Origin of the sequence: Reyranella sp., from assembly GCF_965227665.1 — a bacterium.
In the GTDB taxonomy this organism is placed as follows: domain Bacteria; phylum Pseudomonadota; class Alphaproteobacteria; order Reyranellales; family Reyranellaceae; genus Reyranella.
In genome coordinates this window covers 4092599-4115402 of sequence record NZ_OZ245767.1, presented here as the reverse complement: position 1 = coordinate 4115402, position 22804 = coordinate 4092599, and the positions used below count along the sequence as shown (strand labels likewise).

At 66.6% G+C, this 22804-nt stretch carries 22 protein-coding genes; 6 read left to right on the top strand and 16 right to left on the bottom strand.

All coding sequences use genetic code 11. From position 1 onward, the window contains the following. Nucleotides 1–23: 23 nt before the first annotated feature. From ACO07I_RS19860 to ACO07I_RS19835, 6 genes are all read right to left on the bottom strand, one after another. Complete coding sequence (locus tag ACO07I_RS19860; protein ID WP_422010347.1) at nucleotides 24–1226, bottom strand: CaiB/BaiF CoA transferase family protein; 1203 nt, start codon at nucleotides 1224–1226, stop codon at nucleotides 24–26. Nucleotides 1227–1396: 170 nt separating this feature from the next. Then, nucleotides 1397–2215 carry a TauD/TfdA dioxygenase family protein gene (locus ACO07I_RS19855; protein WP_422010345.1) on the bottom strand — a complete coding sequence of 273 codons (819 nt, stop codon included), beginning with the start codon at nucleotides 2213–2215 and terminating at the stop codon, nucleotides 1397–1399. Nucleotides 2216–2376: 161 nt separating this feature from the next. Beyond that, on the bottom strand, nucleotides 2377–3537 hold the full coding sequence (ssuD, locus tag ACO07I_RS19850; RefSeq protein ID WP_422010343.1) for an FMNH2-dependent alkanesulfonate monooxygenase: 1161 nt from the start codon (nucleotides 3535–3537) through the stop codon (nucleotides 2377–2379). A gap of 2 nt (nucleotides 3538–3539) precedes the next feature. Beyond that, nucleotides 3540–4394, bottom strand: coding sequence for an ATP-binding cassette domain-containing protein (locus ACO07I_RS19845; RefSeq protein ID WP_422010341.1), 855 nt, complete (start codon nucleotides 4392–4394; stop codon nucleotides 3540–3542). Nucleotide 4395: 1 nt separating this feature from the next. Then, nucleotides 4396–5178 carry an aliphatic sulfonate ABC transporter permease SsuC gene (gene ssuC, locus ACO07I_RS19840; protein WP_422018331.1) on the bottom strand — a complete coding sequence of 261 codons (783 nt, stop codon included), beginning with the start codon at nucleotides 5176–5178 and terminating at the stop codon, nucleotides 4396–4398. 92 nt (nucleotides 5179–5270) lie between these two features. Further along, nucleotides 5271–6233, bottom strand: coding sequence for a sulfonate ABC transporter substrate-binding protein (locus ACO07I_RS19835; RefSeq protein ID WP_422010339.1), 963 nt, complete (start codon nucleotides 6231–6233; stop codon nucleotides 5271–5273). 495 nt (nucleotides 6234–6728) lie between these two features. Here ACO07I_RS19835 and ACO07I_RS19830 point away from each other — a divergent pair, with 495 nt between their 5' ends. Further along, nucleotides 6729–8447 carry a dihydroxy-acid dehydratase gene (locus ACO07I_RS19830; RefSeq protein WP_422010337.1) on the top strand — a complete coding sequence of 573 codons (1719 nt, stop codon included), beginning with the start codon at nucleotides 6729–6731 and terminating at the stop codon, nucleotides 8445–8447. A 75-nt stretch (nucleotides 8448–8522) separates the two neighbouring features. Here the strand turns inward: ACO07I_RS19830 and rutA are convergent, their stop codons facing one another. The 8 genes from rutA to ACO07I_RS19790 form a co-directional block, all read right to left on the bottom strand. Further along, nucleotides 8523–9605, bottom strand: coding sequence for a pyrimidine utilization protein A (rutA, locus tag ACO07I_RS19825; RefSeq protein ID WP_422010335.1), 1083 nt, complete (start codon nucleotides 9603–9605; stop codon nucleotides 8523–8525). 93 nt (nucleotides 9606–9698) lie between these two features. Further along, entirely contained in the window at nucleotides 9699–10733 is a 1035-nt protein-coding gene (locus ACO07I_RS19820; RefSeq protein WP_422010333.1) for an oligopeptide/dipeptide ABC transporter ATP-binding protein, read from the bottom strand. Continuing rightward, the gene (locus ACO07I_RS19815) at nucleotides 10730–11707 is read right to left on the bottom strand and encodes an ABC transporter ATP-binding protein (protein ID WP_422010331.1); all 978 of its coding nucleotides are present in this window, start codon (nucleotides 11705–11707) and stop codon (nucleotides 10730–10732) included. The genes ACO07I_RS19820 and ACO07I_RS19815 overlap by 4 nt, the downstream gene beginning before the upstream one ends. Then, a complete protein-coding gene (locus tag ACO07I_RS19810; RefSeq protein ID WP_422010329.1) occupies nucleotides 11704–12546 on the bottom strand; it encodes an ABC transporter permease in 843 nt (280 codons plus the stop codon). The genes ACO07I_RS19815 and ACO07I_RS19810 overlap by 4 nt, the downstream gene beginning before the upstream one ends. Next, on the bottom strand, nucleotides 12543–13553 hold the full coding sequence (locus ACO07I_RS19805) for an ABC transporter permease (RefSeq protein WP_422010327.1): 1011 nt from the start codon (nucleotides 13551–13553) through the stop codon (nucleotides 12543–12545). The genes ACO07I_RS19810 and ACO07I_RS19805 overlap by 4 nt, the downstream gene beginning before the upstream one ends. Nucleotide 13554: 1 nt before the next feature. After that, complete coding sequence (locus ACO07I_RS19800) at nucleotides 13555–15168, bottom strand: ABC transporter substrate-binding protein (RefSeq protein WP_422010325.1); 1614 nt, start codon at nucleotides 15166–15168, stop codon at nucleotides 13555–13557. Next, a complete protein-coding gene (locus ACO07I_RS19795; RefSeq protein WP_422010323.1) occupies nucleotides 15165–16532 on the bottom strand; it encodes an LLM class flavin-dependent oxidoreductase in 1368 nt (455 codons plus the stop codon). Before ACO07I_RS19795 ends, ACO07I_RS19800 begins: the two co-directional genes overlap by 4 nt. A gap of 137 nt (nucleotides 16533–16669) precedes the next feature. Next, nucleotides 16670–17461 carry a class II aldolase/adducin family protein gene (locus tag ACO07I_RS19790; RefSeq protein WP_422010321.1) on the bottom strand — a complete coding sequence of 264 codons (792 nt, stop codon included), beginning with the start codon at nucleotides 17459–17461 and terminating at the stop codon, nucleotides 16670–16672. Between the two features lie 151 nt (nucleotides 17462–17612). Between ACO07I_RS19790 and ACO07I_RS19785 the strand changes: the two genes are divergently transcribed. The 5 genes from ACO07I_RS19785 to hutC all read left to right on the top strand — a co-directional run bounded on the left by ACO07I_RS19785 (nucleotide 17613) and on the right by hutC (nucleotide 21831). Then, nucleotides 17613–18422 (top strand): phytanoyl-CoA dioxygenase family protein, encoded by an 810-nt coding sequence (locus ACO07I_RS19785; RefSeq protein ID WP_422010319.1) that lies wholly within the window; start codon nucleotides 17613–17615, stop codon nucleotides 18420–18422. A 25-nt stretch (nucleotides 18423–18447) separates the two neighbouring features. After that, complete coding sequence (locus ACO07I_RS19780) at nucleotides 18448–19410, top strand: ABC transporter substrate-binding protein (RefSeq protein ID WP_422010317.1); 963 nt, start codon at nucleotides 18448–18450, stop codon at nucleotides 19408–19410. 132 nt (nucleotides 19411–19542) lie between these two features. Beyond that, entirely contained in the window at nucleotides 19543–20319 is a 777-nt protein-coding gene (locus ACO07I_RS19775; protein ID WP_422010315.1) for an ABC transporter permease, read from the top strand. Further along, a complete protein-coding gene (locus ACO07I_RS19770; protein WP_422010313.1) occupies nucleotides 20316–21098 on the top strand; it encodes an ABC transporter ATP-binding protein in 783 nt (260 codons plus the stop codon). Before ACO07I_RS19775 ends, ACO07I_RS19770 begins: the two co-directional genes overlap by 4 nt. A gap of 7 nt (nucleotides 21099–21105) precedes the next feature. Then, nucleotides 21106–21831, top strand: coding sequence for a histidine utilization repressor (gene hutC / locus ACO07I_RS19765; RefSeq protein WP_422010311.1), 726 nt, complete (start codon nucleotides 21106–21108; stop codon nucleotides 21829–21831). Here hutC and ACO07I_RS19760 read toward each other — a convergent pair. After that, nucleotides 21816–21977 (bottom strand): hypothetical protein, encoded by a 162-nt coding sequence (locus ACO07I_RS19760; protein WP_422010310.1) that lies wholly within the window; start codon nucleotides 21975–21977, stop codon nucleotides 21816–21818. The genes hutC and ACO07I_RS19760 overlap by 16 nt on opposite strands. 43 nt (nucleotides 21978–22020) lie before the next feature. After that, nucleotides 22021–22701: a DUF1028 domain-containing protein gene (locus tag ACO07I_RS19755; protein WP_422010308.1), complete on the bottom strand. Its 681-nt coding sequence runs from the start codon at nucleotides 22699–22701 to the stop codon at nucleotides 22021–22023. Nucleotides 22702–22804: the final 103 nt, after the last annotated feature.

The following is a 22804-nucleotide window of genomic DNA, read 5'->3' as shown; positions in this document are numbered from 1 at the left end:
CCATGGCGGCCGCCGTCCGCGCTTTATGCCGGCGCGGACTCGCCGATCGCCTTGGCGCTGAGCAAGGCGTCGATGTCGGCCTCGCTGTAGCCGACTTCCGTGAGGATTTCGCGCGTATGCTCGCCCAGCCGGGGCGGCATGCGCCGGATCGCGGCCGGGCTTTCCGAAAAGCGCGCCGCCGGGCGGGCCTGCTGGATCGTCCCTTCCGTCGGATGATCCAGCTTCTGGAACAGGCCGACGGCCTTGAGATGCGGCTGCTCGCCGACCTCCGTCATCTTCGCGAACGAGGCATGGGGAACGTCGATCTTGAGCAGCAGTTCTTCCCATTCCGCCGTGGTCCGCTCGAGCGCGATCTCCTTCATGCGCGCATAGATCCCGTCGATGTTGGCGGCCCGCTTGATCGGGTCGCGAACCGCGAACTCCTCGATGCATTCGGGGCGGCCGACCGTTTCGAAGAAAGTGCACCAGTTCTCGCCCGAATAGGGGAGCATCGTGAGCCAGCCGTCCCTGGTCTTGACCGGCTTGCGCTCCTTGACGCGCTTGTAGCCTGCGGGCCCGATCGGCGGGACGAAAGCGTGCCCGCCCAGCATTTCGATACTGTTGAAGGCCGCGACGGTCTCCAGCATCGGTACCTCGACGAGCTGGCCCTTGCCGGTGCGCTCGCGATAGACCAGCGCGGCCGCTACGGCGCCGGCGAGCGCAAGCCCGCACAGCTTGTCGCCGACGAGACTGGGCACGAAGGCCGGCTCGTCGTCGGTCCCGATGGACGAGGCAAGTCCGGAGGCCGCCTGGACGATCTCGTCGAAGGCCGGCCGCTTGGCCCATGGCCCGTCCTGGCCGAAGCCGGTCGCGGCCGCATAGATGATCTTCGGATTGAGCGCCTTGCAGGCCTCGTAGCCGAAGCCGAGCCTCTCCAGGGCGGCGGGCCGGATGTTCGTCACGAGGGCATCCGCCTTGGTGATCAGGCGTCGAAGCACCTCCGCGCCGCCGCCGGTCTTGAGGTCGACCGCCACGCTGCGCTTGTTGCGGTTGGCGGCCATGAACTGGCCGCTCATGCCCCTGTTGCGGAACTGGCCGGTGTAGCGCCATTGGTCGCCGGTGAGGCCCTCGACCTTGATGAGTTCGGCGCCCCAGTCGCCCAGCGTCTGCGCGCCAAAGGGGCCAAACAGCACGGTCGTCAGATCCAGAATGCGTAGGCCGGCGAGCGGCCCGGTTGCCTCGGTCATTGCATATCCCGCGGATGGTGGGTTCGACGTCTCAGATAGACAAGGGCGGGACCCAGCGAAAGCGCAGCCAGCCGATCACCGAAATGCAGCGGGCGCAGAGGTCTCTTTGCCGCATCTCGCCCGACGGAAGGCGAGCTCAGCCGTTCAGACGGGGTTGGTCGGGCCCGACGTCAGACGCCGCATGTGGCGGCGCATGCCGTGATAGTCGTTGATGGCATTGTGCATGGTGCGGCGGTTGTCCAGATCGTGAGCGTGCCGGGCTTCCACTGAACGCGGCAGGTGAATTCGGGCCGCGTGGCCTGCGCCTGCAGCCAGTCGATCATCGGCTTGCTTTCCTCGGGTGTCATGCCCTCGAAGGCGACGGTGTGGCCGATGCTGCAATAGAGCGCCTTCTGGCCGGTCTCCTCGATCGTGCGCACGATCGGGTGCACAGCTTCGTAGGAATCGGCGTCCTCGGTACCGGTGATCTTCATGCCGCCGACCACCGCGTGATGCACCTTGCGGCCGCCCACATGCTTGAGGCCGGCACTGTTCACGCCCTTGAGTGTGCCCAGCATCTCCTTCAGGCGGTCCGACAGACTCTCGTAGGCCGCGACCATGTCGCAACAGAGCGTGTCGCCGCCCCGCTCCGGCGTCTCCAGCGCATACAGCAAAGTCGCGAGCGGCGGGGTCTTCATATAGGTCGTGTCGGAATGCCAGCCGCCGCCGAAATTGCGCCTCTCGGCCGGCTCCTTGACGATGTCGAACAGGAACGGAAAGTCGTCCATGCCCTTCACGAAGGGATAGTGGTTGGGCTCGCCGAACCGCGCGCCCACATCCATCAGGTCCTGCGGCGACAGTTCCTGGTCGCGGATCGCGATCACCTTGTGGTCGAGGAACGCCTGGTGGACCTGGGCCCAGTCGTGATTGTCCATGGTGCGCAGATCGACGCCCGTCACCTCCGCCCCGAGAGAGCCCGCGATCGGCGTCACGGTGATGCTGCTGGCCATTCGATCGCTCCGGGGTTCGCGCCTTGGACCGGGCGATTAGAGACCCGGTGGCACGCGAGGGCAATCGTCGGTTCACTCACGAGGGCGGATCCGGCCGCAAATGCGACTGCCACCATGCCCCCGGCGGATCGCCGCCCGCGGAGGGACGCGACCTCTTCTGCTCAGGCGGCGCGGGGCCGAGGCGCTTCGGCCGGGCGGAGGCCAGCCACGCCGGTGCCGGAAGTCGCCTGCTCGAACGGCGCGCGCCGCGGACCCGTGGTTTCCGCGAGGTCGAGCAGTGGGAACACGAGCTCCGCGAATCGATACGCTTCTTCGAGATGCGGATAGCCGGACAGGATGAAGGTATCGATGCCCAGTGCCTGGTATTCGGCGATCCGGGCGGCGACGGTCGGTGGATCGCCGACCAGGGCGGTGCCCGCACCGCCCCGCACGAGACCGACACCCGCCCAGAGGTTGGGACTGATCTCCAGCCGGTCACGCCGGCCACGATGCAGCGCCGCCATGCGCTGCTGGCCGACCGACTCCATGCGGGCGAAGTTCTGCTGGGCCGCCGCGATGGTGGCATCGTCGAGATGCTCGATGAGACGGTCCGCGGCGCGCCACGCCTCTTCGCTGGTTTCGCGCACGATCACGTGCAGCCGGATACCGAAGCTCAGTCGCCGACCGTGGCGCGCCGCCGAAACGGCCGCGACGGAAAGCTTTTCGGCCACCTGTCCCGGAGGCTCACCCCAAGTCAGGTACTTGTCGACATACTCGCCCGCCACCTCGATGCCGGCACTCGAAGAGCCACCGAAATAGACGGCGGGACCGGCCGCCTGGTGCGGCGGAAACACCAGCCGGGCGCCTTCGACATGCAGATGGCGTCCCTGTTCACTCACCTCCTGCCCGGCAAGCAACCGGCGATAGATGGACAGGAAATCGCGCGTCACGGCATAGCGCGCGTCATGATCGAGGAACACGCCATCGGCGCGCGACTCCGCCGGATCACCGCCCGTCACGACGTTGATCAGGAGTCGGCCGTTCGACAGGCGATCCAGCGTCGCGGTCATCCGCGCGGCCAGCGTCGGCGAGAGCAGACCCGGCCGCACGGCCACGAGATAGCGCAGCCGCTCGGTCAACGGCGCAAGCGCCGAGGCCACCAGCCAGGAATCCTCGCACGTCCGCCCCGTGGGCAGCAGCACGCCGAAATAGCCGAGATCGTCGGCAGCCTGGGCGATCTGACGAAGATAGGCGAGCTCGACCGGCCGCGCGCCGATCGAGCTGCCGAGGTATCGCCCGTCGCCATGCGTCGGCAGGAACCAGAGGATATTGGCACCGGACATATCTATGTGGCCTCCCGTTGGCGGACATATCCGCCATCGCTGAACAGATGGCGCAGGATCTTCTCTTCCAGCGCCGCAACCTCGGGCGTTCCCCGGCGCCGCGGACGCGGCAGGTCGACGTCGATCTCCAGCTTGATGAGTCCGTCCTCGATCAGGACGACACGATCGCCTAGGACGATTGCCTCGGTGACATCGTGCGTGACGAGCACGGCGGTGAATCCCTGCTCGCGCCAGACCCGCTCGACCAGCACCTGCATGTCGATGCGCGTCAACGCGTCGAGCGCCCCCAGCGGCTCGTCGAGAGCGAGAAAGTGCGGGCTGCTCGCCAGCGCCCGCGCCAACGCCACCCGCTGCTTCTGGCCGCCCGACAGGACCGAGGGCCAGTCACCGGCCCTCGCCTCGAGGCCGACGGCCGCCAGCTTCGCCAGCGCGCGCTCTTCCGCGCCCGGCTCGCCGCGGAGTTCGCCCAGTCCGACCTCTACGTTGCCGAGCACGCGCGCCCACGGCAGCAAGCGTGGCTCCTGGAACATCAGCCTGCCGACATGCGGCGTACGATCCGCCGGCACACCGTCGAACAGCACGTCGCCCGAGGTCGGCCGGTCGAGCCCCGCGAGAATGCGCAACAGAGTGCTCTTGCCGCAGCCGCTCTTGCCGATGACGCTCAGGAACTGGCCCGGGGGCACGTGCAGGTCGATGCCGTGAAGGACACCGTTGTCGCCGAAGGCCTTGGTCAGTCCACGGATCGTGAGGCCCACGCCGCCCGTCGGCAGATCGGGCGTTCTGGCGGGCGCCTCCGGCTCCTCGACCAGCGGAAGCCCCTCGTCGAGCAGGACTCGGACGAGAATGTCGTCGACCATGTCAAACTCCCTTGCGAGGGGCCTGGAAGGCGGGATGCCACTGCAGCGTCGTGCGCTCGAAAAGGCGTGCGGTGCTGTCGGCCAACTTGCCGAGCAGCGCATAGAGCAGGATCGAGAGGACGACGACATCGAGCTGCATGAACTCGCGGGCGTTCATCGCCATGTAGCCAATGCCGGAATTGGCCGCGATCGTCTCTGCAACGATCAGGGTGAGCCACATGATGCCCAAGGCGTAACGGAGCCCGACGAAGATCGACGGCAGCGCCCCCGGCAGGATGACCCGCCTGAACAGATCCCAGTTCGACATGCCGTAAGACCGGCCCATCTCGACGAGCTGCGCGTCGGCCGTGCGGATGCCGTGATAGGTATTGATGTAGATCGGGAAGAAGACGCCCAGCGCCACGAGGAAGACGCGGGCGCTGTCCTCGATCCCGAACCACAGGATGACCAGCGGCACCATCGCGAGGTTCGGGATGTTCCGGATCATCTGGAACGTCGTGTCGGTCAACTTCTCGCCGATCCGGGACACGCCGTTCAGCAGACCGAACGCGAAGGCGAGGCTGCCGCCGATCAGGAAGCCGATCGCTGCCCGCTTGCCGCTCACGAGGATATGCCCCGGCAGCTCTCCGCTCAGAGTCAGTCGCCAGGCGGCATCGACGACCTCGCTGGGCGCGGAGATGACATTGGCCGGCAGGACGTCGAACTGCGACAGGATCTGCCACACCAGCAGGATCAACACCGGCACGATCCAGGCGGCCGCGTCGCTGAGCAGGAAGCGCTTCAGGGCGGTGCCGGGGCGGCGCGGTCGGCCGGCCGCCTCCGCTCGCGCCAAGGCGACGGAGGGGTTCGGCGGACGGAGCGTGATCTGGGCGTCGCTCACGTGCGGACCTCCCACTTCCAGACGATGTCACGCACCGCGACCTTGTTCGGAATCAGACCCAGCCGGTGGAACCGGTCGGCCACCCGCTGTTGCTCCTCGATCACGTCCTCGTTCAGGGGAGCGACCCGGTAGTCGGTACGATCGACCGCGCGCAGCCACGAGGCGACATCGATGCCGGTCGCTGCCGCCAGGACCTTCGCCACGGCGGGCCGATTGGCCTCCGCCCACAACGCGACCTTGGCCAGTTCCTCGTTCACCGCCGCGATGACTTCGGGATTGTTCTTCGTGTAGTCGGCATTGCCGAGAAAGTAGGCGTTCTGCTTGGCGATGCCGCGCGCCGTGGCGAGAATGCGGACGCCCGCACGCTTCTCGGCGACCGCGAAATACGGATCCCAGATCGTCCATGCATCGAGCGCGCCGCTGTCGAAAGCCGTGCGCGCATCGGCCGGCGGCAACTGCACCGGCGTGATGTCGCTCCAGGACAGACCCGCCTTCTCCACGGCCGCGATCGTGAGATTGTGGGCACTGGAGGCGCGCGCGAAACCCATGCGCTTGCCCTTGAGATCGGCCAGGGTCTGCAGGGTCGAGCCCGGCGGAACGAGGATGGCCGCCCCCGAGCCTGCGGCTTCCACGGCCGCCACATAGACAAGCTTCGCCTTCGCCGCCTGCGCGAAGATCGGTGGCGTGTCGCCCACCGTGCCGTAGTCGATGCTGCCGACGTTCATCGCTACGAGCAGCGGCGGCCCAAACGAGAACTCGACCCATTTGACTTCGACTCCGAACGGCTTGAGCCGCTTCTCCAGAATGCCCTGCTGCTTGGCGATCAGCAGCGTGCCGCTGCGCTGATAGCCGAAGCGCAACTCCTTCGCCTTGGCGGACTTGGGCGCCTCCTGGCCGAGAGCCGAGCCCGCGACGAGCGATGCCGGCACAGCGGCAAGCAGGTGTCTTCTGTTGATCATGGATGTCTCCTGTTGTGGTGAAGCAGCGGTCCGGGCACGGCAGGACAGCTCTCGAAGAGCGCCGGCCTCGACCGCGATCGTCAGTTGATTGTTGGAAGCCGCTCGCGCCGCCGGTCTCAGCCGCTACAACAGCACCGTGAGCGGGCCCGTGACGGGCGCGGGGAATAACGAAGAATGTGCATTGCCTCTGGTCTCCATAGCGGAGAGCCGCAGGGGGAAGCGCGGCTCTCCCCCGTTGGCCATTGTGCCGACCCGGCCTCGAAAGCCTCGCCAGCCACCATGCCAACTTGAAGCGCAGGCCGACGGGACGCAATGAAACGTGTCCGTCGATTTGAAGGGGATCGGGAGACCGATGTTCCTTTCGCCGCCTCTATCGCAGCACGGAGCCTTCGCTTCGACCATCGGCATCGGAATTCGCCGCTGTTTTCGCTGGCCGCAGGGAAACGGGCGTGGAAAATGGCTCGCGCCCGAAAACCTCCTTCCCGCGGAAACGCCATGAAAAAAGACAGCAGCACCTACTGGAAGAAATCCCGGGTTGAGCTCCGCGCCGCCGGCTTCGAGCCTGACCACGTGGCAAAGACCAGCGCCGTGGTGACGATTGCCAGCGCCTATACCAACGCCCATCGCTGCAACAACCGGGTGCGCACCATCAGCGACCTGCTGGTCGAACTGTTGGCCGAGCGCGGCGGAAACGGGTTGATCGTCGGCGCGCCGGCGGTGTCCGATGCGCTGACTCAAGGCACACCCACGGCCGGTTACAGCCTGGTGTCCCGCGACGTGGTGGCCGACTGTTTCGAGATCGGCCACTACGCCCATCACGGCGACGCGATGATCGTGATCTCCGGCTGCGACAAGACGGGCGCCGCCGCCCTCATGCCGCTGGCCCGCACCAACGCCTTCGGCTTGGTGCTCTATCCTGGCACCAGCTCGCCCGGCCGCGTGTCGTTCGGCGCCTGGGCCTCCAAGGGCAACAACCTAACCATCATGGACTATGTCGAGGGCCGCGCCGCCAACGAGGCCGGCCGCATCTCCGGCGAGGAGCTGCTCGAACTCGAAAGCAACGTCATGCCGGGCAGCGGCACCTGCGGCGCGATGTTCACCGCCAACACGATGAGCACCATCGCCGAGGCGATCGGCATGATGCTGCCGCGCGGCGCCTCGCATCCGGCGGATTACAAGGCCGGCAGCGACATCCATGTCGACGTGCGGGCGCAGGCCAAGGCGTCGGTCGACGCGCTCTATCATTTGATGGCAGCCGGCATCCGCCCGCGCGACATCATGACGGAGAAGGCCTTCGAGAACGCCATCGCCACGGTCTATGCGATGGGCGGATCGACCAACATGTACCTGCACCTCCTCGCCATCGCGCGCGAGGCGCAGGTGCCGATCACGATCGAGCGCATCCAGCAGGTCGGCGAGCGCATGCCGCTGATCTGCAACCTGCAGCCGCACGGCCCCTATGCGATGGTGAGCCTGCATGAGATCGGCGGCGTGCCCGTCGTGATGAAGGAGCTGCTGCGCCATGGCTTCCTCCATGGCGACGTCATGACCGTGACGGGGAAGACGCTGGCGGAAAACCTGGAATCGGTCCCGACGCTCGAGGAGATCGGCCAACAGGACATCGTGCTCCCCGTGTCCAAGCCGGCGGCGCCCGCGAACAACCATATCAGCGTGCTGAAGGGCAACCTCGCGCCGGAGAGCTGCCTGCTGAAGCTGAGCGGCAAGACCCTGGAGAAGGGCGAGTTCCGCGGCACCGCGCGCGTCTTCGAATCCGAGGCCGACACGATGAAGGCGATCCGCGCCGGCGAGATCGTTCCGGGCAACGTCGTCGTGGTGCGCAATGTCGGTCCGGTGGGCGGCCCCGGCATGCCCGAGATGGTGATGCTTACCATCCAGCTTCAGGGACGCGGTTTGGGCGAGGATGTGGCGCTGATCACCGACGGCCGCTTCTCGGGCGTCAGTCACGGCATCCTGATCGGCCACATCTCGCCGGAAGCGGCGCGCGGCGGCCCGATCGCGGCGGTGCGCGACGGCGACACCATCGTCATCGATCCGGGCGCCCGCACCCTGAACCTCGAAATCTCCGACGAGGAGCTGGCCCGCCGCATGGCGGACTGGCGCCCGCCCGCCCCGGCGGACCGTCCACGCCCCGGCTCAGTGCACGACAAGTACACGAAGCTGGTGTCGTCGGCGCACTATGGGTGCGTGGTCTAGGTCGCCCACTTCCCCTTTGCGGAGTCGTCAAAGGGGAAGTGCCCTCGTCCTACGAGGGCGTGGGGTCATGCTCCATCACGACGCCGCGGCGGCGAACTTCATGCGGCTCTTCATCAGCGGCTGGATGCGCTGGCCGAACTGTTCGATGCCGATGATGAAATCGTCGAAGGTCAGCATCACGCCGGCCAACCCGTCGATCTCGGCCATCTCGTCGAGCAGGCGCGCGACCGTCGCGTACGAGCCGATGAGGCGCGAGCCGTTGTTGGGCAGCGGCTCGCGGCGACGGATACGGCCGGCCGTCGAGTTCTCGGCGGCGAACTTGTCGGATGCGGCCTGGTCGGAGCGCCAGCCGATGGCGTCGAGGTCGACGCCGGCCTTGTAGTGCTCCCACTTGGCCAGCGCGGCTTCGTCGGTCTCGTCGGCAATGATCATGGTCAGCGCCAGCGCCTTCACGTCCCGGCCCGCCGCGGCGCAGGCGGCCTTGAGGCGGCCGACCGCCTCGGCGCAGTCGCGCGGATCGTTGGCCTCGCCCTGGCCGCTGCAGAAATTGTAGGTGCAGTGCTCGGCCGCGAACTTCATGCCCGCGTCGCTGGTGCCCGCCGAGATCAGCCTGATCGGCCGCGAGGGCAGCGGCGAGAGCCGGCAGTCGTTCATGGTGAAGTAGCTACCCTTGAAGTCGGATTGGCCGGTCTCCCAGAGTTGCTTCATCACCGTCACGTACTCGGTGACCATCTCGTAACGGTGCTTGAAGTGCTCTTCGCCGGGCCACAGGCCCATCTGGTCGTATTCGGCCTTCTGCCAGCCGGTGACCAGGTTCACGCCGAAGCGCCCCTTGGAAATGCTGTCGATCGTCACCGCCATGCGCGCGGTGATGGCCGGCGGCAGCGTGAGAACGGCGACCGTGGCGATCAGGTCGATGCGCGTCGTCACCGCCGCGAGGCCCGCCATCAGGGTGAAGGATTCGAGATTGTCGTCCCAATGGCGCGACTTGCCGCCGAACCCGCGCAGCTTGATCATCGACATGGCGAAGTCGAACCCGTAGCGCTCGGCGCGCTGCACGACCTCGCGGTTGAGGTCGAAGCTCGGCGTGTACTGCGGCGAGGTCGACGAGATCAGCCAGCCATTGTTGCCGATCGGAATGAAGACGCCGATTTCCATCCTGCACCTGCCTGTGATGCCGGACAGGCAGCAAGCGGCATGCCATCCGCGCGCATCCCGGAATCGCGCGAAAAGAGCTGCCGCAACTTCCGGTCAGGCGCGGCGCTTTGCTCCGGTGGAAGCAGTCTGCTCGACGATCGGCCCTTCCTGCGTCATCGCATCGGTACGAAGGCAGACGACGTGCTGGCCGGTCGCAACAGGTTGCAGCACGGGTGTCGTTTCCCGGCAGGCCGGCACGGCCATCGGGCAGCGGTCGAAGAAGGAACATCCGGGCAGGACCAGACGCGGATTCGGCGGATCGCCCCGCACAAGGGAGGGGCCCCCGGCGCGGCGTCCCGTCAGTCTCGGCGCCGCCGCGAGAAGCGTGCGGGTATAGGGATGGGTCGGATGGGCGAACACGGTCTTCGCCGCGCCCAGCTCGACTATGCGGCCGAGATACATGATCGCCACCCGGTCGGACAGGCGCTCCACCACCGACAGGTCGTGCGAGATGAAGAGATAGGTGAGCGAGAAGCGCTCCCGCAGTTCCAGCAACAGGTTCAACACCGTCGCCTGAACCGACATGTCGAGGCCCGACGTCGGCTCGTCGAGGATCAGCACGCGCGGCCGCAGCAGGAGAATCCGCGCCAGCGCCAGCCGCCGAAGCTGCCCGCCGGAGAATTCGTGCGGATAGCGCCGCGCCGCCGTCGGATCGAGCCCGACCGCCTGCAGCATCGCCGCGACCCGGTCACGCCGCTCAGACACATTTTGGACGCCGTGGATCTTGAGCCCCTCTTCCAGGGTCCGCCCGATGCTCCACCACGGGTCGAGCGCCGCACCCGCATCCTGATGCGAATACTGCACGATGCTCCGCGCCCGCCGCGCCGCCTCGGGCGCGAGGCCGCTCACCCGCCGTCCCTCCAGCAGGATCTCGCCCTCGCTCTCGCGCTGCAGGCCAAGGATGGTACGGCCGAGCGTTGTCTTGCCGCAGCCGGACTCGCCTACCAGCGAGAGGATTTCGCCGCCCCGAAGATCCAGGCTCACCTGCTTCACCGCCTGGACGGGCAGCACCGTGCGTTGCAGGAACCCCTTGCGTCCGCCCAGCCGCACCGACACGTCGCGCAACGCCAGAAGCGGATCAGCGGTCATGCGAACTGCACGCAATGGACCTCGGCGCCCGAATCGGCGCGTCCCTGCGGCGGTCGTCCAGTCCGGCAGAGTGCACGCGCATCGTTGCAGCGCGGCGCGAACAGGCAGCCCGGAGGACGCGCCAAGGGCGAGGGCACGGAGCCCGGAATGCCCAGGAACGTCGTCGCGCGGTCGGGATGACAGGCGAGCAAGGCCCGTGTGTAGGGATGCGACGGCGCATCGAGGATCGCCCGCACCTCCCCCGCCTCCACCGTCTGGCCGGCATAGATGACGCAAAGGTCGTCGCACAGTTCGGCGACGACGCCGAAATCGTGGGTGACGAACAGCAGCGAGATCCCGAACTCGGCCACCAGCTCGCGCAGCAACAGCAGGATCTGGTGCTGCGTCGTGACGTCGAGCGCCGTCGTGGGCTCGTCGGCGATCACGAGACCTGGCGCACAGGCAAGGGCCGCCGCGATCAGTAGGCGCTGGCGCTGGCCGCCTGAGAACTGGTGCGGATAGCGTTCGAGCGCGGTTTCCGGATCCGGCACCTGCATGCGCTTGAGCAGGCCGACCAGCCGGGCGACATGCGCCTTCCGGCGCGCCGCACCGCGCAGCCCTTCATCGGGCGCATGCCAGCGCATGATCTCGAGCATCTGGGCGCCGACCTTGAACACCGGATTGAGCGCCAGCAGCGGATCCTGCGGAATGAAGCCGATGCGGCTGGAACGGAAGCCGTCGTTCAGCTGGGCTTCGGTGAAGGCCAGCAGATTCTCGCCCTCGAACCAGATCTCGCCGCTGTCGACCGTCGCCGCCCGCGGTAGGATGCCCATGATCGAGCGGATCAGGGTGGACTTGCCGCAGCCCGATTCGCCCACGACGCCCAGGATGCGGCCGCGCTCCAGGGTGAGACCGATATCGTCGAGGATCTCGGCCTTGCCCTCGTCGGTCCGGATCGACACCTTGAGGCCGCGCACGTTGAGGACCGGGATCATCGCGACCGCCGGATCCGGGGATCGACGATGTCGCGCAGGCCGTCGCCCAGGAGATTGAAGCCCATCACCGTGATCAGGATCGCGAGGCCGGGGAAGGTCGCGTACCACCAGGCGCGCGGCAGGTAGGTCCGGCTTTCAGCGATGGCAAGGCCCCAGTCCGGCGCCGGCGGCGTCGCGCCCATGCCGAGGAAGCCGAGGACCGCCGCAACCAGGATGGTGAAGCCGAGCCCGATGGTGGCGCGCACGATCACCGGCGACAGCGAGTTGGGCAGGATGTGAAGGAAGACGATGCGACCGCTGCCGGCGCCGATGCCGCGCAGGGCATCGACGAACAGCGACGACGAGAGCCGCCGCGTCTCGGCATAGACGATACGCGTGAAGTACGGCCAGTAGGTGAGCGAGAGCGCCAGCATCGCGCTTTCGAGCGAGGGCGACATCAGTTGCGCCAACGCCAGCGCCAGAATGAGCTGCGGGATCGCCAGCACCACGTCGGTGACGCGCATGATGCCTTCGGACACCCAGCCGCCGCGATAACCCGCGACCAGGCCCAGGGGCACGCCGATCAGCATGGCGGTCGACACCACGGTGAGCGCGATCGTGAGCGCCCCACGCGCGCCCAGGATGACGCGCGAGAAGATATCGCGTCCGAGATTGTCGGTGCCGAACGGAAAGGCGGCGCTGGGTGGCCTCAGCCGGCGCGCGAGATGCGAGGCCGCCGCATCCTCGGGGTAGGGCGCCAGCAGCGGCCCGAAGATCGCGATCACCAGCACGAAGAGCACGATGGCGAGGCCCAGCATCGCCGGCAGGTCGCGGCTCAGCTTTCGGAAGACCTGGCTCATCCCCGCTCCATCAGCCGCGGATCGAGCACGCCGTGCACCAGATCGGTCAGGATGTTGACGGCGGCGTAGACCACGCCGATCAGCAGCGTGACGGCGAGCATGACCTGCCGGTCGCCCGTCAGGATGGCCTGCACGGTGTAGCTGCCGATACCCGGCCAGTCGAAGATCGCCTCGACCACCACGCCGCCCGCGATCAGGCCGCCGAACAGCAGGCCGATCTGGGTCACGGTCGCCGTCACCGAGTTGCGCAGCACGTAGATCCAGTGCAGACGCCACCGGCGATAGCCCATGGCGCGCTCGTAGAAGACGAAATCCTGCTGCATCGTGTCGAGCACACCGGCGCGCGTGAAGCGCACGATGGTCGCGAGCCCTCCCAGAGACAACGTCACCGCCGGCAGGACGAGATGGCGCAAGGCATCGGACACCACGTCGAAGCGCCCGGCGATCAGTGCATCCGCCACCATGAAGCCGGTGACCCTCGGCGGGCGCTGGATGGTCGGCGAGAGCTCGCCGCGCAGAGGCAGCCAGCCCAGTTCCATCGAGAAGAGAAGCTGCAGCATGATGGCGAACCAGAAGGCCGCCACGGCAATGCCCATTACCGAGAAGATGCGCAGCAGATAGTCCGGCCAGGCATTGTGCGAGAGCCCGGCCACGACCCCCAGAGGCACCCCGACGAAGACAGAGATCGCCAGCGCGCTGAAGGTGAGCATCAGGGTGGCCGGCAGGCGCTGGGCGATGTCGACTGCGACCGGCCGCCGCGAAAAGGCGCTCTCGCCGAGGTCGAGCGTGGCGACCTTGCCCACGTAAGAGACGAACTGCTCCCAGATGGGGCGGTCGAGGCCATATTGCTGGCGCAGGTGCTCGATCTGCTCGGGCGTCGCGGCGTCGCCCGCCATCGCCATCGCGGGATCCGAGGGCACGACCCGGATCAGCACAAAGGTGATGACCAGCAAACCGAGCAGCGACGGCAGCACGAGCAGGCAGCGTCGGACGACGAAACGCAGCATCTCAGCTTTCGAGCGAGATCCAGCGTATCTCGGCGCCCTGGCCCACGGTGCAGAAGCGGCGGCCCTTCACACGCTTGTTGAGGCCCTGGAGCTGCATCGAATTGTAGATCCAGATGTCGGGCGAATCGGCCATGATCTTGCGGATGGCCTCCTCGTAGAGCGGTGCGCGCTCCTCCTGCTTCACGGCGGCGCGCGCCTTGCGCAGCAACGCGTCGACCTGGTCGTTCTTGTAGTAGGACGAGGCCTTCCAGGTTCCGTGGAACTGGCTGTCGTACATCTGGCCGACCCAGTTCTCGGGATCGACGAAATAGGTGCTGACCCAATGGACCCACATGTCGGGCGTGGTGTCGGGCTTGGCGGCGGCGGTGGTCAGGTTGGACCAGATGTTGCCCACGACTTTGAGGTTGATGCCGATCTGGGCCAGGTCGGCCTGGAACAGCTGGGCGCCCTGCACGCTCTGCTCGTTCTCCGACTGCACGTGCAGCTCGAGCGGCCGCTTCATCGGCGCGCCCTCGGCGACGGCCTTGGCATAGTACTCCTTGGCCTTCTTGAGATCGTAATCGTAGCCTTTCACGTCCTTGGGAATACCCCACAGATTGTCGGGCATGGGATAGGGATCGCGCGTGGCATAGCCGCCCAGGATGTCGTTGATGAAGCCCATGTAGTTGAAGGCGTGCGCGAAGCACAGTCGCGCATTGAGATTGTTGAACGGCGGCTTGCTGTTGTTCATGCGGATGACGAAGGTCCGCATGACGACGTCCTTCTGGACGTAGGCGATCTTGGAGGCGTTGATCTGTGCGACCTGGTCGGCCGGGAGGTTGGGATCGGTGCAGTCGAGCGAGCCGTTCAGCAGGGCCAGCACGCGCGTCGAGGTTTCCTTGGTCGGCCGGTAGGCGATCTTCTTCACCGGCTTGGGATTGTGCGACCAGCCGAGGAAATGGCCCTCGTTGATCTCCATGTCGAGATACTCGAGCGGCCGGTAGCCGGCGGGAACGATCCGATAGGAGCCCGAGCCCGCTCCGTTCGAGGCGAGCCAGGCCTTGCCCCAGTCGCCGTTCTTCACGTTGGGCTCGATCTGGCGCGGATTGACAATCGAGATGCTCGGGATCGCCGCGAAGAACGGCGCGTAGGAGGTCTCGAGCTTGAACCGCACGGTGAGCGGATCGGGCGCCGTGACATTGTCGGGCTTCAGGATCTTGAGGAAGGCGCCGGCCGGCGCGAGGGCCAGCGCCAGCACGCGGCGGAAGCTGTAGACGACGTCTTCGGCCGTCATCGGACTGCCGTCATGGAACTTGACGCCGGGGCGAAGCTTGAATTCCCACAGGAGGCCGTCGTCGGAGACGGTGTGGCTTTCGGCCAGCCACGGCACGATCTGCGGCGGATCGTTCTGGTAGCGATAGAGATTGTCGTAGGCGTTCAGCATCATCGACTGCATCGGCACGTCGTAGACCTGATGCGGATCGAGGTTCATCGGCAGGGCAAAGCCGCTGACGAAGGTCGAGGCGTCGGCAGCCTGCACCGACCTCATCGAGCCCGCCATCAGGGCCCCGGCGGCGAGCCCAACCGCTTGCCGACGGCCGAGCAGCGGTCCCCTGGACTTCTTCCGGGCGGTCATTGTGCGGCTCCCGCGAAACGGTCGGCATGGAAGCGGCTGATCGGCTGCGGCAGCCCGAGATTCCCGCGCAAGGTCATGGCTTCATACTCCGTTCTGAACAGCCCCCGGCGCTGCAGTTCGGGGATCACGAGGTCGACGAAATCGGTGAGCGAGCCCGGCAGCCAGGCCGGCATCACGTTGAAGCCATCGCAGGCACCGTCCTTGAACCAGTGTTCCATCTCGTCCACGACTTGCGACGGCGTCCCGATGGTGAGCACGTGACCGCGGGGCCCCGCGTTGGCGAGGCACAGTTCCCACAAGGTGAGATTGTCGCGGCGTGCCTGGTCGAGCAGGAGGCGCTGGCGGCTGAGCGGGCCGTTGGTGTCGGGCATCTCCGGCACGGGGCCGTCGAGCGGCAGCTTGTCGAGATCGTGGACGCCGATCGTGTGCTCCAGCACGGCGAGGCCGACACTGGGATGGATCAACGACTGCAGGTAGTCGAACTTCTCCTGCGCTTCCGAGGCGGTCGGCGCGACCACCGGGTAGAGGCCCGGCATCACGAGAACCTCGGCCGGCGAGCGGCCGTAGCGCGGCAACCGCCCCATCACGTCGCCGTAGAACTCCCTGCCCTGCTCGAAGGTGGTCTGCGCGGTGAAGACCAGTTCGGCGAGCCGCGCGGCGACATCGCGCCCGGTCCCCGACGCGCCGGCCTGGACCAGCACGGGACGCCCCTGCGGTGAGCGACCGACGTTCAGCGGACCGCGCACCTGGAAATGCTTGCCCTTGTGATGCAGCGGGTGGAGCTTCGACGGATCGAAGAAGACCCCCGATTCCTTGTCGCGGATGAAGGCATCCTCGTCCCAGCTGTCCCACAGACCGGTGACGACCTCAGCGAACTCGATGGCGCGCTCGTAACGGTCGGCATGCGCCGGATGCTGATCGAGACTGTAGTTCAGCGCATCATCCTCGTTGTTCGAGGTGACGAGATTCCATCCGGAGCGGCCGCCGCTGATCTGGTCGAGCGAGGCGAACTGGCGCGCCAGCGTGTAGGGCTCGTTGAAAGTCGTGGTCGATGTGGCGACGAGGCCGAGATGCTTGGTGACCGCGGCGAGCGCCGACAGGATGGTCATCGGCTCGAATTTGACGACCTTCCCCATGCGGCCGCGCGACTCGGGCGTCCCCGACAGGCTGACGGCGGCCGTGTCGGCCAGGAAGAGAAAGTCGAACTTGCCGCGCTCGGCGGTCTGGGCGACCTCGACCGCATCGGCAAAACTCGCGCCCGAGTGGAAGTGGGCTTCCGGATGACGCCAGGCAGCGACGTGCTGACCGGTCTCATGGACGAAAGCGCCGAGATGCATCATCCGGCGTCGAGTATCTTGGGGCACGCCACGCTCTCCGGTTCGGAACGCTGAAGGTCATTCCGGAGAACGCAAGCGTCATGCCAAGCCCTGCGACCTGCCGGCACGCGAAGGCGTGCACAGGGGCGCGCCGCCCCGATGTTATGATCGAGCCGCGGCTGCGCTCAGGTATCGACGTCCGCGTACCGGCGCTTGGCGCGGCGCATGAAGCCCTCGAAGATGTCGTCGTAGGGCGTCTTCTCGTGGGCTTCGGCGAGCTTGGTCAGCCCCTTCAGCACGACCTCCTCCTCGGCCGGCATCTCCGACATGATCTTCTCGGAGATGGGCTGGACGCCGGCGGGGTTGGCGAGCGCGCGGACCTGGATGCTGCAGGCCTTCTCGAAGAAGTAGAAGTAGAAGAACGCCTCGCCCATCGTGGCGCCGACGCTCAACGTGCCATGGTTCCTGAGGATCAGGACGCGCCCGTCCGGTCCCAGCGCCTTGGCCGAGGCCTCGCCCTCGCCCGGCAGCACGACGATGCCGTCATAGTCGAGATAGCGGACCTTCGGGTAGACCATCGCGCCATCCTGGGTCAGCGGCTGGAAGCCGCCCTTCATGGCGCCGACCGCCGCGCCGTCCAGCGTATGGGCATGGATGATCGCGTTGACGTGCGGCGACGTGAACATGATGCCGGAATGCAGGTTGAAGCCAGCCTGGTTCAGCTCGTAGCCGTTCTCGGTCAGGATCTTGCGGTTCTTGTCGACCTTGACGAGGCTCGAGGCGGTGATCTCGTCGAAGGCGAGGCCGAACGGGTTGAGCAGCAGCGCGTCGGGTTCGCCGGGGACGCGGGCCGAGATGTGACCGAAGATCGAAAGTTCGTAGCCCATTTCGAAGGCGGCCCTGTAGGCCGAGGCAAGTTGGACGCGAACCGCCCACTCTTCCGGCGAAACCTTGTCCTTTAAGCTGACGATACTCACTGGCGGCTCCTGGCTTGCGTATCGGGCTGAGCGCGCGGTCTTAGCGAGTGGCCATTGCGACTGCAAATGACCAATACCGCCCCTCGGGAATCGGGAAATCTGGCACGCTTCCTGCTGTCTAAACTTGTATAGACAGGCTACAGGCAAAGGCATGCAGATCAGCCCTTCTCCCTCCGAAACGGACGACTCGGCGGCGCGCTACCGCGAAGACGGCGTCCTGCTGCTGCGCGGGGTCTTCGACGCCTGGATCGAGCCGCTTCGAGCCGGCGTCGACGCGCTGATGGCCAACCCCAGCCCGCTGGAACGCACCGTCCGGCCGGCCGACGGCTCGGCCCCCTTCTTCCAGGATCTGTGCAACTGGCAGCGGATCCCCGAGTTCGAGGCCTTCGTCTACAACTCGCCCGCCGCGCAGATCGCGGCCCGCCTCATGGGCTCGCGCACGGCCCGCTTCTTTCACGACCATGTGCTGGTGAAGCAGCCGGGCGGCAGCACGGTCACCCCCTGGCACCAGGACCAGCCCTATTACTTCGTCGAGGGCCGGCAGAGCGTCAGCTTCTGGATCCCGCTCGATCCCGCGTCGCGCGATGTCGTGATGGAGTGCATCAAGGGCTCGCACCGCTGGGGCAAGGGCTTCCGCCCCATGCGCTTCGACGGCACGCGGCTCTATGCCAACGACGATTTCGAGGTGATGCCCGATATTGAGGCGATGCGCCCGACGCTCGACGTTGCCGGCTGGGACATGGAGCCGGGCGATGCGATCGCCTTCAATTTCAGCACCGTCCACGGCGCGCCGGCGAACCAGTCGCCGCGGGCCCGCCGCGTCTTCTCGGCGCGCTGGGTGGGCGACGACGCGGTGTTCGCCCGGCGTGCGGGCCGCACCTCGCCGCCCTTCCCCGACCTCAGTTTCGAAGACGGCGCACCTTTCGATGCCCCGATCTTCCCCGTCGTCTATCGTTCGTAACAGTCACCGCAAACGGAGCTCATCAATGGCCAGGTTTTCAGCATTCGCCGCCGTCGTCGCGGCGGCCGCCGTCGCAGGCGGCGCATCGGTCGCGCAGGCGCAGGATACCAAGGTCGCCATCGGCATTTCCGGCTGGACCGGCTTCGCGCCGATCACGCTGGCCAAGGAAGCCGGGATCTACAAGGCCAACGGCCTCGACGTGACGATCAAGAAGATCCCGCAGAAGGACCGCCACCTCGCCATCGCCTCGGGCGACCTGCAGTGCGCCGCGACCACGGTCGAGACCTGGATCGTGTGGAACGCCAACGGCATCGCCACCACCCAGCTCTTCAAGATGGACCAGGGCATGGGCTCGGACGGCATCGTCGCTCGCAACGACATCTCCAAGGTCACCGACCTCAAGGGCAAGACCGTCGCCGCCTCGGCGCCGGGTACCAACCCGCACTTCACCCTGTCCTGGATCCTGAAGAAGAACGGCATGTCGCTGAAGGACGTGAAGCTGGTCACGCTCGAGCCGGCGCCGGCCGCCAACGCCTTCGTCACCGGCAAGGACCTCGACGCCGCCGTCACCTACGAGCCCTATCTCAGCCTGGTGCGCGACAAGCCCGAGACCGGCAAGCTGATCGCCGATTCGCTGCAGTACCCGATGGTGTTCGATTCCTTCGGCTGCACGCCGAAGTTCATCAAGGAGAACCCCAAGGCCGTGAAGGCGCTGGTCGAGAGCTACTTCCAGGCCCTCGACATGATCGAGAAGGACAAGCAGAAGGCCTTCACCATCATGGGCGCCGACGTGAAGCAGACGGCCGAGCAGTTCGAGAAGTCGCAGTCCAAGATCAAGTGGGCCGACCGCGAAGCCAACAAGAAGTTCTTCAACGGCGAGATCCAGGCCTTCAACAAGGAAGCCGCCGAGCTGCTGCTCGAGATCGGCGTGATCAAGAGCAAGCCCGACAACATGGATACGCTCTTCGACACAACGTACATCAAGTAGGAATTCACTTCTCCTCCCCCGTCAGCGGGGGAGGTGCCTCGTCTTACGAGGCGGAGGGGTTATGACCCCTCCGTCGGCGGAGGACGCCGACACCTCCCCATTTGAATGGAGAGGCAGATTGAGAAGATTCGCATGAAACTGCTGGTTCCCGTCAGACGGGAGAATCGCATCGTCCTCGGCGTGGCGTTCTTCATCGTCTTCGTCGCGCTCTGGTCCTTCCTCAGCCTGAGTGGTGCGGTGCCGAGGCACTTCCTGGCCACGCCGTGGCAGACGGTGGTCTCAGGCTGGAATTTGTTCGCCACCCAAGGCTTCACCCACGATGTCGGGATGACCATCTGGCGCGTCGTCGGCGGCTTCGTGCTGGCCGCCGTGATCGCCGTGCCGCTCGGCATCGCGATGGGTGTCTACAAGCCGATCGAGGCCTTCTTCGAACCCTTCGTCTCCTTCGCGCGCTATCTGCCGGCCTCGGCCTTCATCCCGCTGCTGATCCTGTGGGTCGGAATCGGCGAGGCGCAGAAGCTCACCGTGATCTTCATCGGCTGCTTCTTCCAGCTCACCCTCATGATCACGATGATCGTGAGCGGCACCCGCCGCGACCTGGTGGAAGCCGCCTATACGCTGGGCTGCAAGGACACCGGCGTGATCCGCCGGGTCGTCCTGCCCGGCGCGGCGCCCGAGATCGCCGAGGCGCTGCGCCAGGTGCTGGGCCTGGGCTGGACCTACATCATCGTCGCCGAGCTGATCGGCGCCTCGTCGGGCATCGGTCACATGATCACCGACAGCCAGGCGCTGATGGCGACCGACCACATCATCGCGGGCATCGTGGTGATCGGCCTGGTCGGGCTGCTCTCGGACCTGGCGTTCAAGAAGGTCAACCAGCACCTCTTCTCCTGGAGCCTGCTGCGATGAGCCGTCTGTCGATCCGCGACGTTTCCAAGACCTTCCCCGGCCACAAGCGCAGCGCGCCGCCGACCCAGGCGCTGCTGCCGATCGGCCTCGAGGTCGGCGACAACGACTTCATCACCGTGCTGGGGCCGTCGGGCTGCGGCAAGTCCACCCTGCTGCGCCTGGTTGCCGGCCTCGAGACCCCGACCACGGGCGAGATCACGCTCGACGGCGCGAAGATCGTGGGCGCCGGCGCCGACCGCGGCGTGGTGTTCCAGAGCTACACGCTCTTCCCCTGGCTGAACGTCCGGCAGAACATCTGCTTCGGCCTGCGCGAGAAGGGCATGAAGCTCTCCGAGCAGAAGGAGATCAGCGACCGGTTCATCGCCCAGGTCGGTCTGCGCGGCTTCGAGGATCACTTTCCCAAGCAGCTCTCCGGCGGCATGCAGCAGAGGGTGGCGATCGCCCGCGCCCTGGCCAACGACCCGAAGATCCTGCTGCTCGACGAGCCGTTCGGCGCGCTCGACAACCAGACCCGCGTCCTGATGCAGGAACTGCTGCTCGGCATCTGGGAGCAGGCGCAGAAGACGGTGATGTTCATCACCCATGATATCGACGAGGCCATCTTCATGGCGAGCCGCGTCGTCGTGTTCAGTGCCCGTCCCGGTCGCATCAAGGCCGAGATCGAGGTGGGGTTCCCCCATCCGAGACACTACACGATCAAGACCTCGCCGGAATTCATGGCCCTCAAGGCCCGCCTCACCGAGGAGATCCGGGTCGAAGCCATCGCTGCGGCTCACTGAGGGATCGATGGAACCGACCGCGCTCTACCAGCAGGTCGAGGACTATATCGTGCGCCACATCCAGGACGGGACGTGGCCGCCCGGCCATCGCCTGCCCTCGGAGTACGAGCTGGTGAGCCGGTTCGGCATGTCGCGCATGACGGTGAACCGGGCGCTGCGCGACCTGGTCCAGCAGGGCAGGATCGTGCGGGTCGCCGGCGTCGGCAGCTTCGTCGCCGAGGACAAGCCGCAATCGACCCTGCTGCACATCGCCAGCATCGCCCGCGAGGTGCGGCAGCGCGGCCACGACTATCGCTGCGCGTTGCTCTCTGCGGACCGGGTGGCGGCGCCCGGCGACATCGCCGCCTGGCTCGGCCTGCGCTCGGGGCAATCCGTCTTCCATTCGGTGTGTCTTCACCTCGAGAACGAGGTGCCGGTCCAGCTGGAGGACCGCTACGTCAATCCTCTCGTCGTGCCGGACTTCCTGGACCAGGATTTCGGCGACACCCCGCCGGGCGAGTACCTCGTGCAGAACGTACCCTTCGACGAGATCGAACATGTCGTGGATGCCGTGCTGCCGACGGGCGAGCAGGCAGACCGGCTCCAGATCGCGGCGTCCGAGCCCTGCCTGATGCTGACCCGCCGCACCTGGACGCGTACGACACCGGTCACGATGGTGCGCTGCCTGCACCCGTCTTCAAGGTACAGGCTGGGCTGCCGCTTCGATGCGGTGGGAAATCAGAGGTTTGGCTGAAGCTTCTTGGCGGCGGTGAGCGCGGCCCAGGACCGCGACGCCTGTTGTGCCCACAGCGCCCGCTTCAATTCGGCGTCGAGCCGGTCACGGGCGGCCTTGTCGGCCGGTTCAGCCAAATCTTCGGGATGGAGATGATCGCGGGGCATATCCGACAAATGCCGGACCCGCGAAAAAGTTGCATCGAGCCTGTCAGGCTGGCTTGAGCTGCATCCCGGGCGGCGGCACGGCCGCTTCCGGATCGACGGCGCGGATCACATAGGCATGGGCTTCGGGCTCGTACTTCGCCCAGAGACGGGCGAGCTCGGCGATGGGCTGCGGGTGATCGTCGACACGCAGATCGACATAGGCAAACGCTTCCCGGTCGACGACGACCAGCGCCGCCGAGGTGACGGGCTGATACTCGCCGCCCGCAGCTTCGCCGGCCGCGAGCGCATCGATCAGGCGGCGCGCCAGCGGCAGGTCGGGAGACGCCTCGAACGCGGCGACCATGGCCTGCGGCAGCGCCGCCGACCGCACGATGTTGGCGATGGACGCGCAGTCCTTGCCCTGCGCCTCGCCGCGCTCGGCACGGACATTGGCGCCCGAATAGACGGCGGTGCGGCCGGCGGCATCGATCAGGGCCAGTTGCCGCCAGTGCCGGTGCGGCGTGGCCGCGACCACCGCCTGCATCGCTTCCGGCGCAGAGAATCCATGGGCCAGCAGATCCAGCGCCAGCGGCCCCAGCCGGGGATCGGTGCGATGCTGGGTGAGCGCCGCGCCAATGCCCGCCCGCGCATGCGAGCAGCGAGATCCGACTGAGATCGACGAGGTGGTGACGACCGCCCCCAGCATCCCGGTCCGAGCACAGCGTCCGACAAGCGAGAAGGTCATGTGGAGGCTCCGCAGTCTCTTCGTCTCAAGTTGAACAAACCTACCTCATCCTCAGAGGCTGGTCGGAAATGAATTGAATCGATTCAAGCACTTACCTCATCCT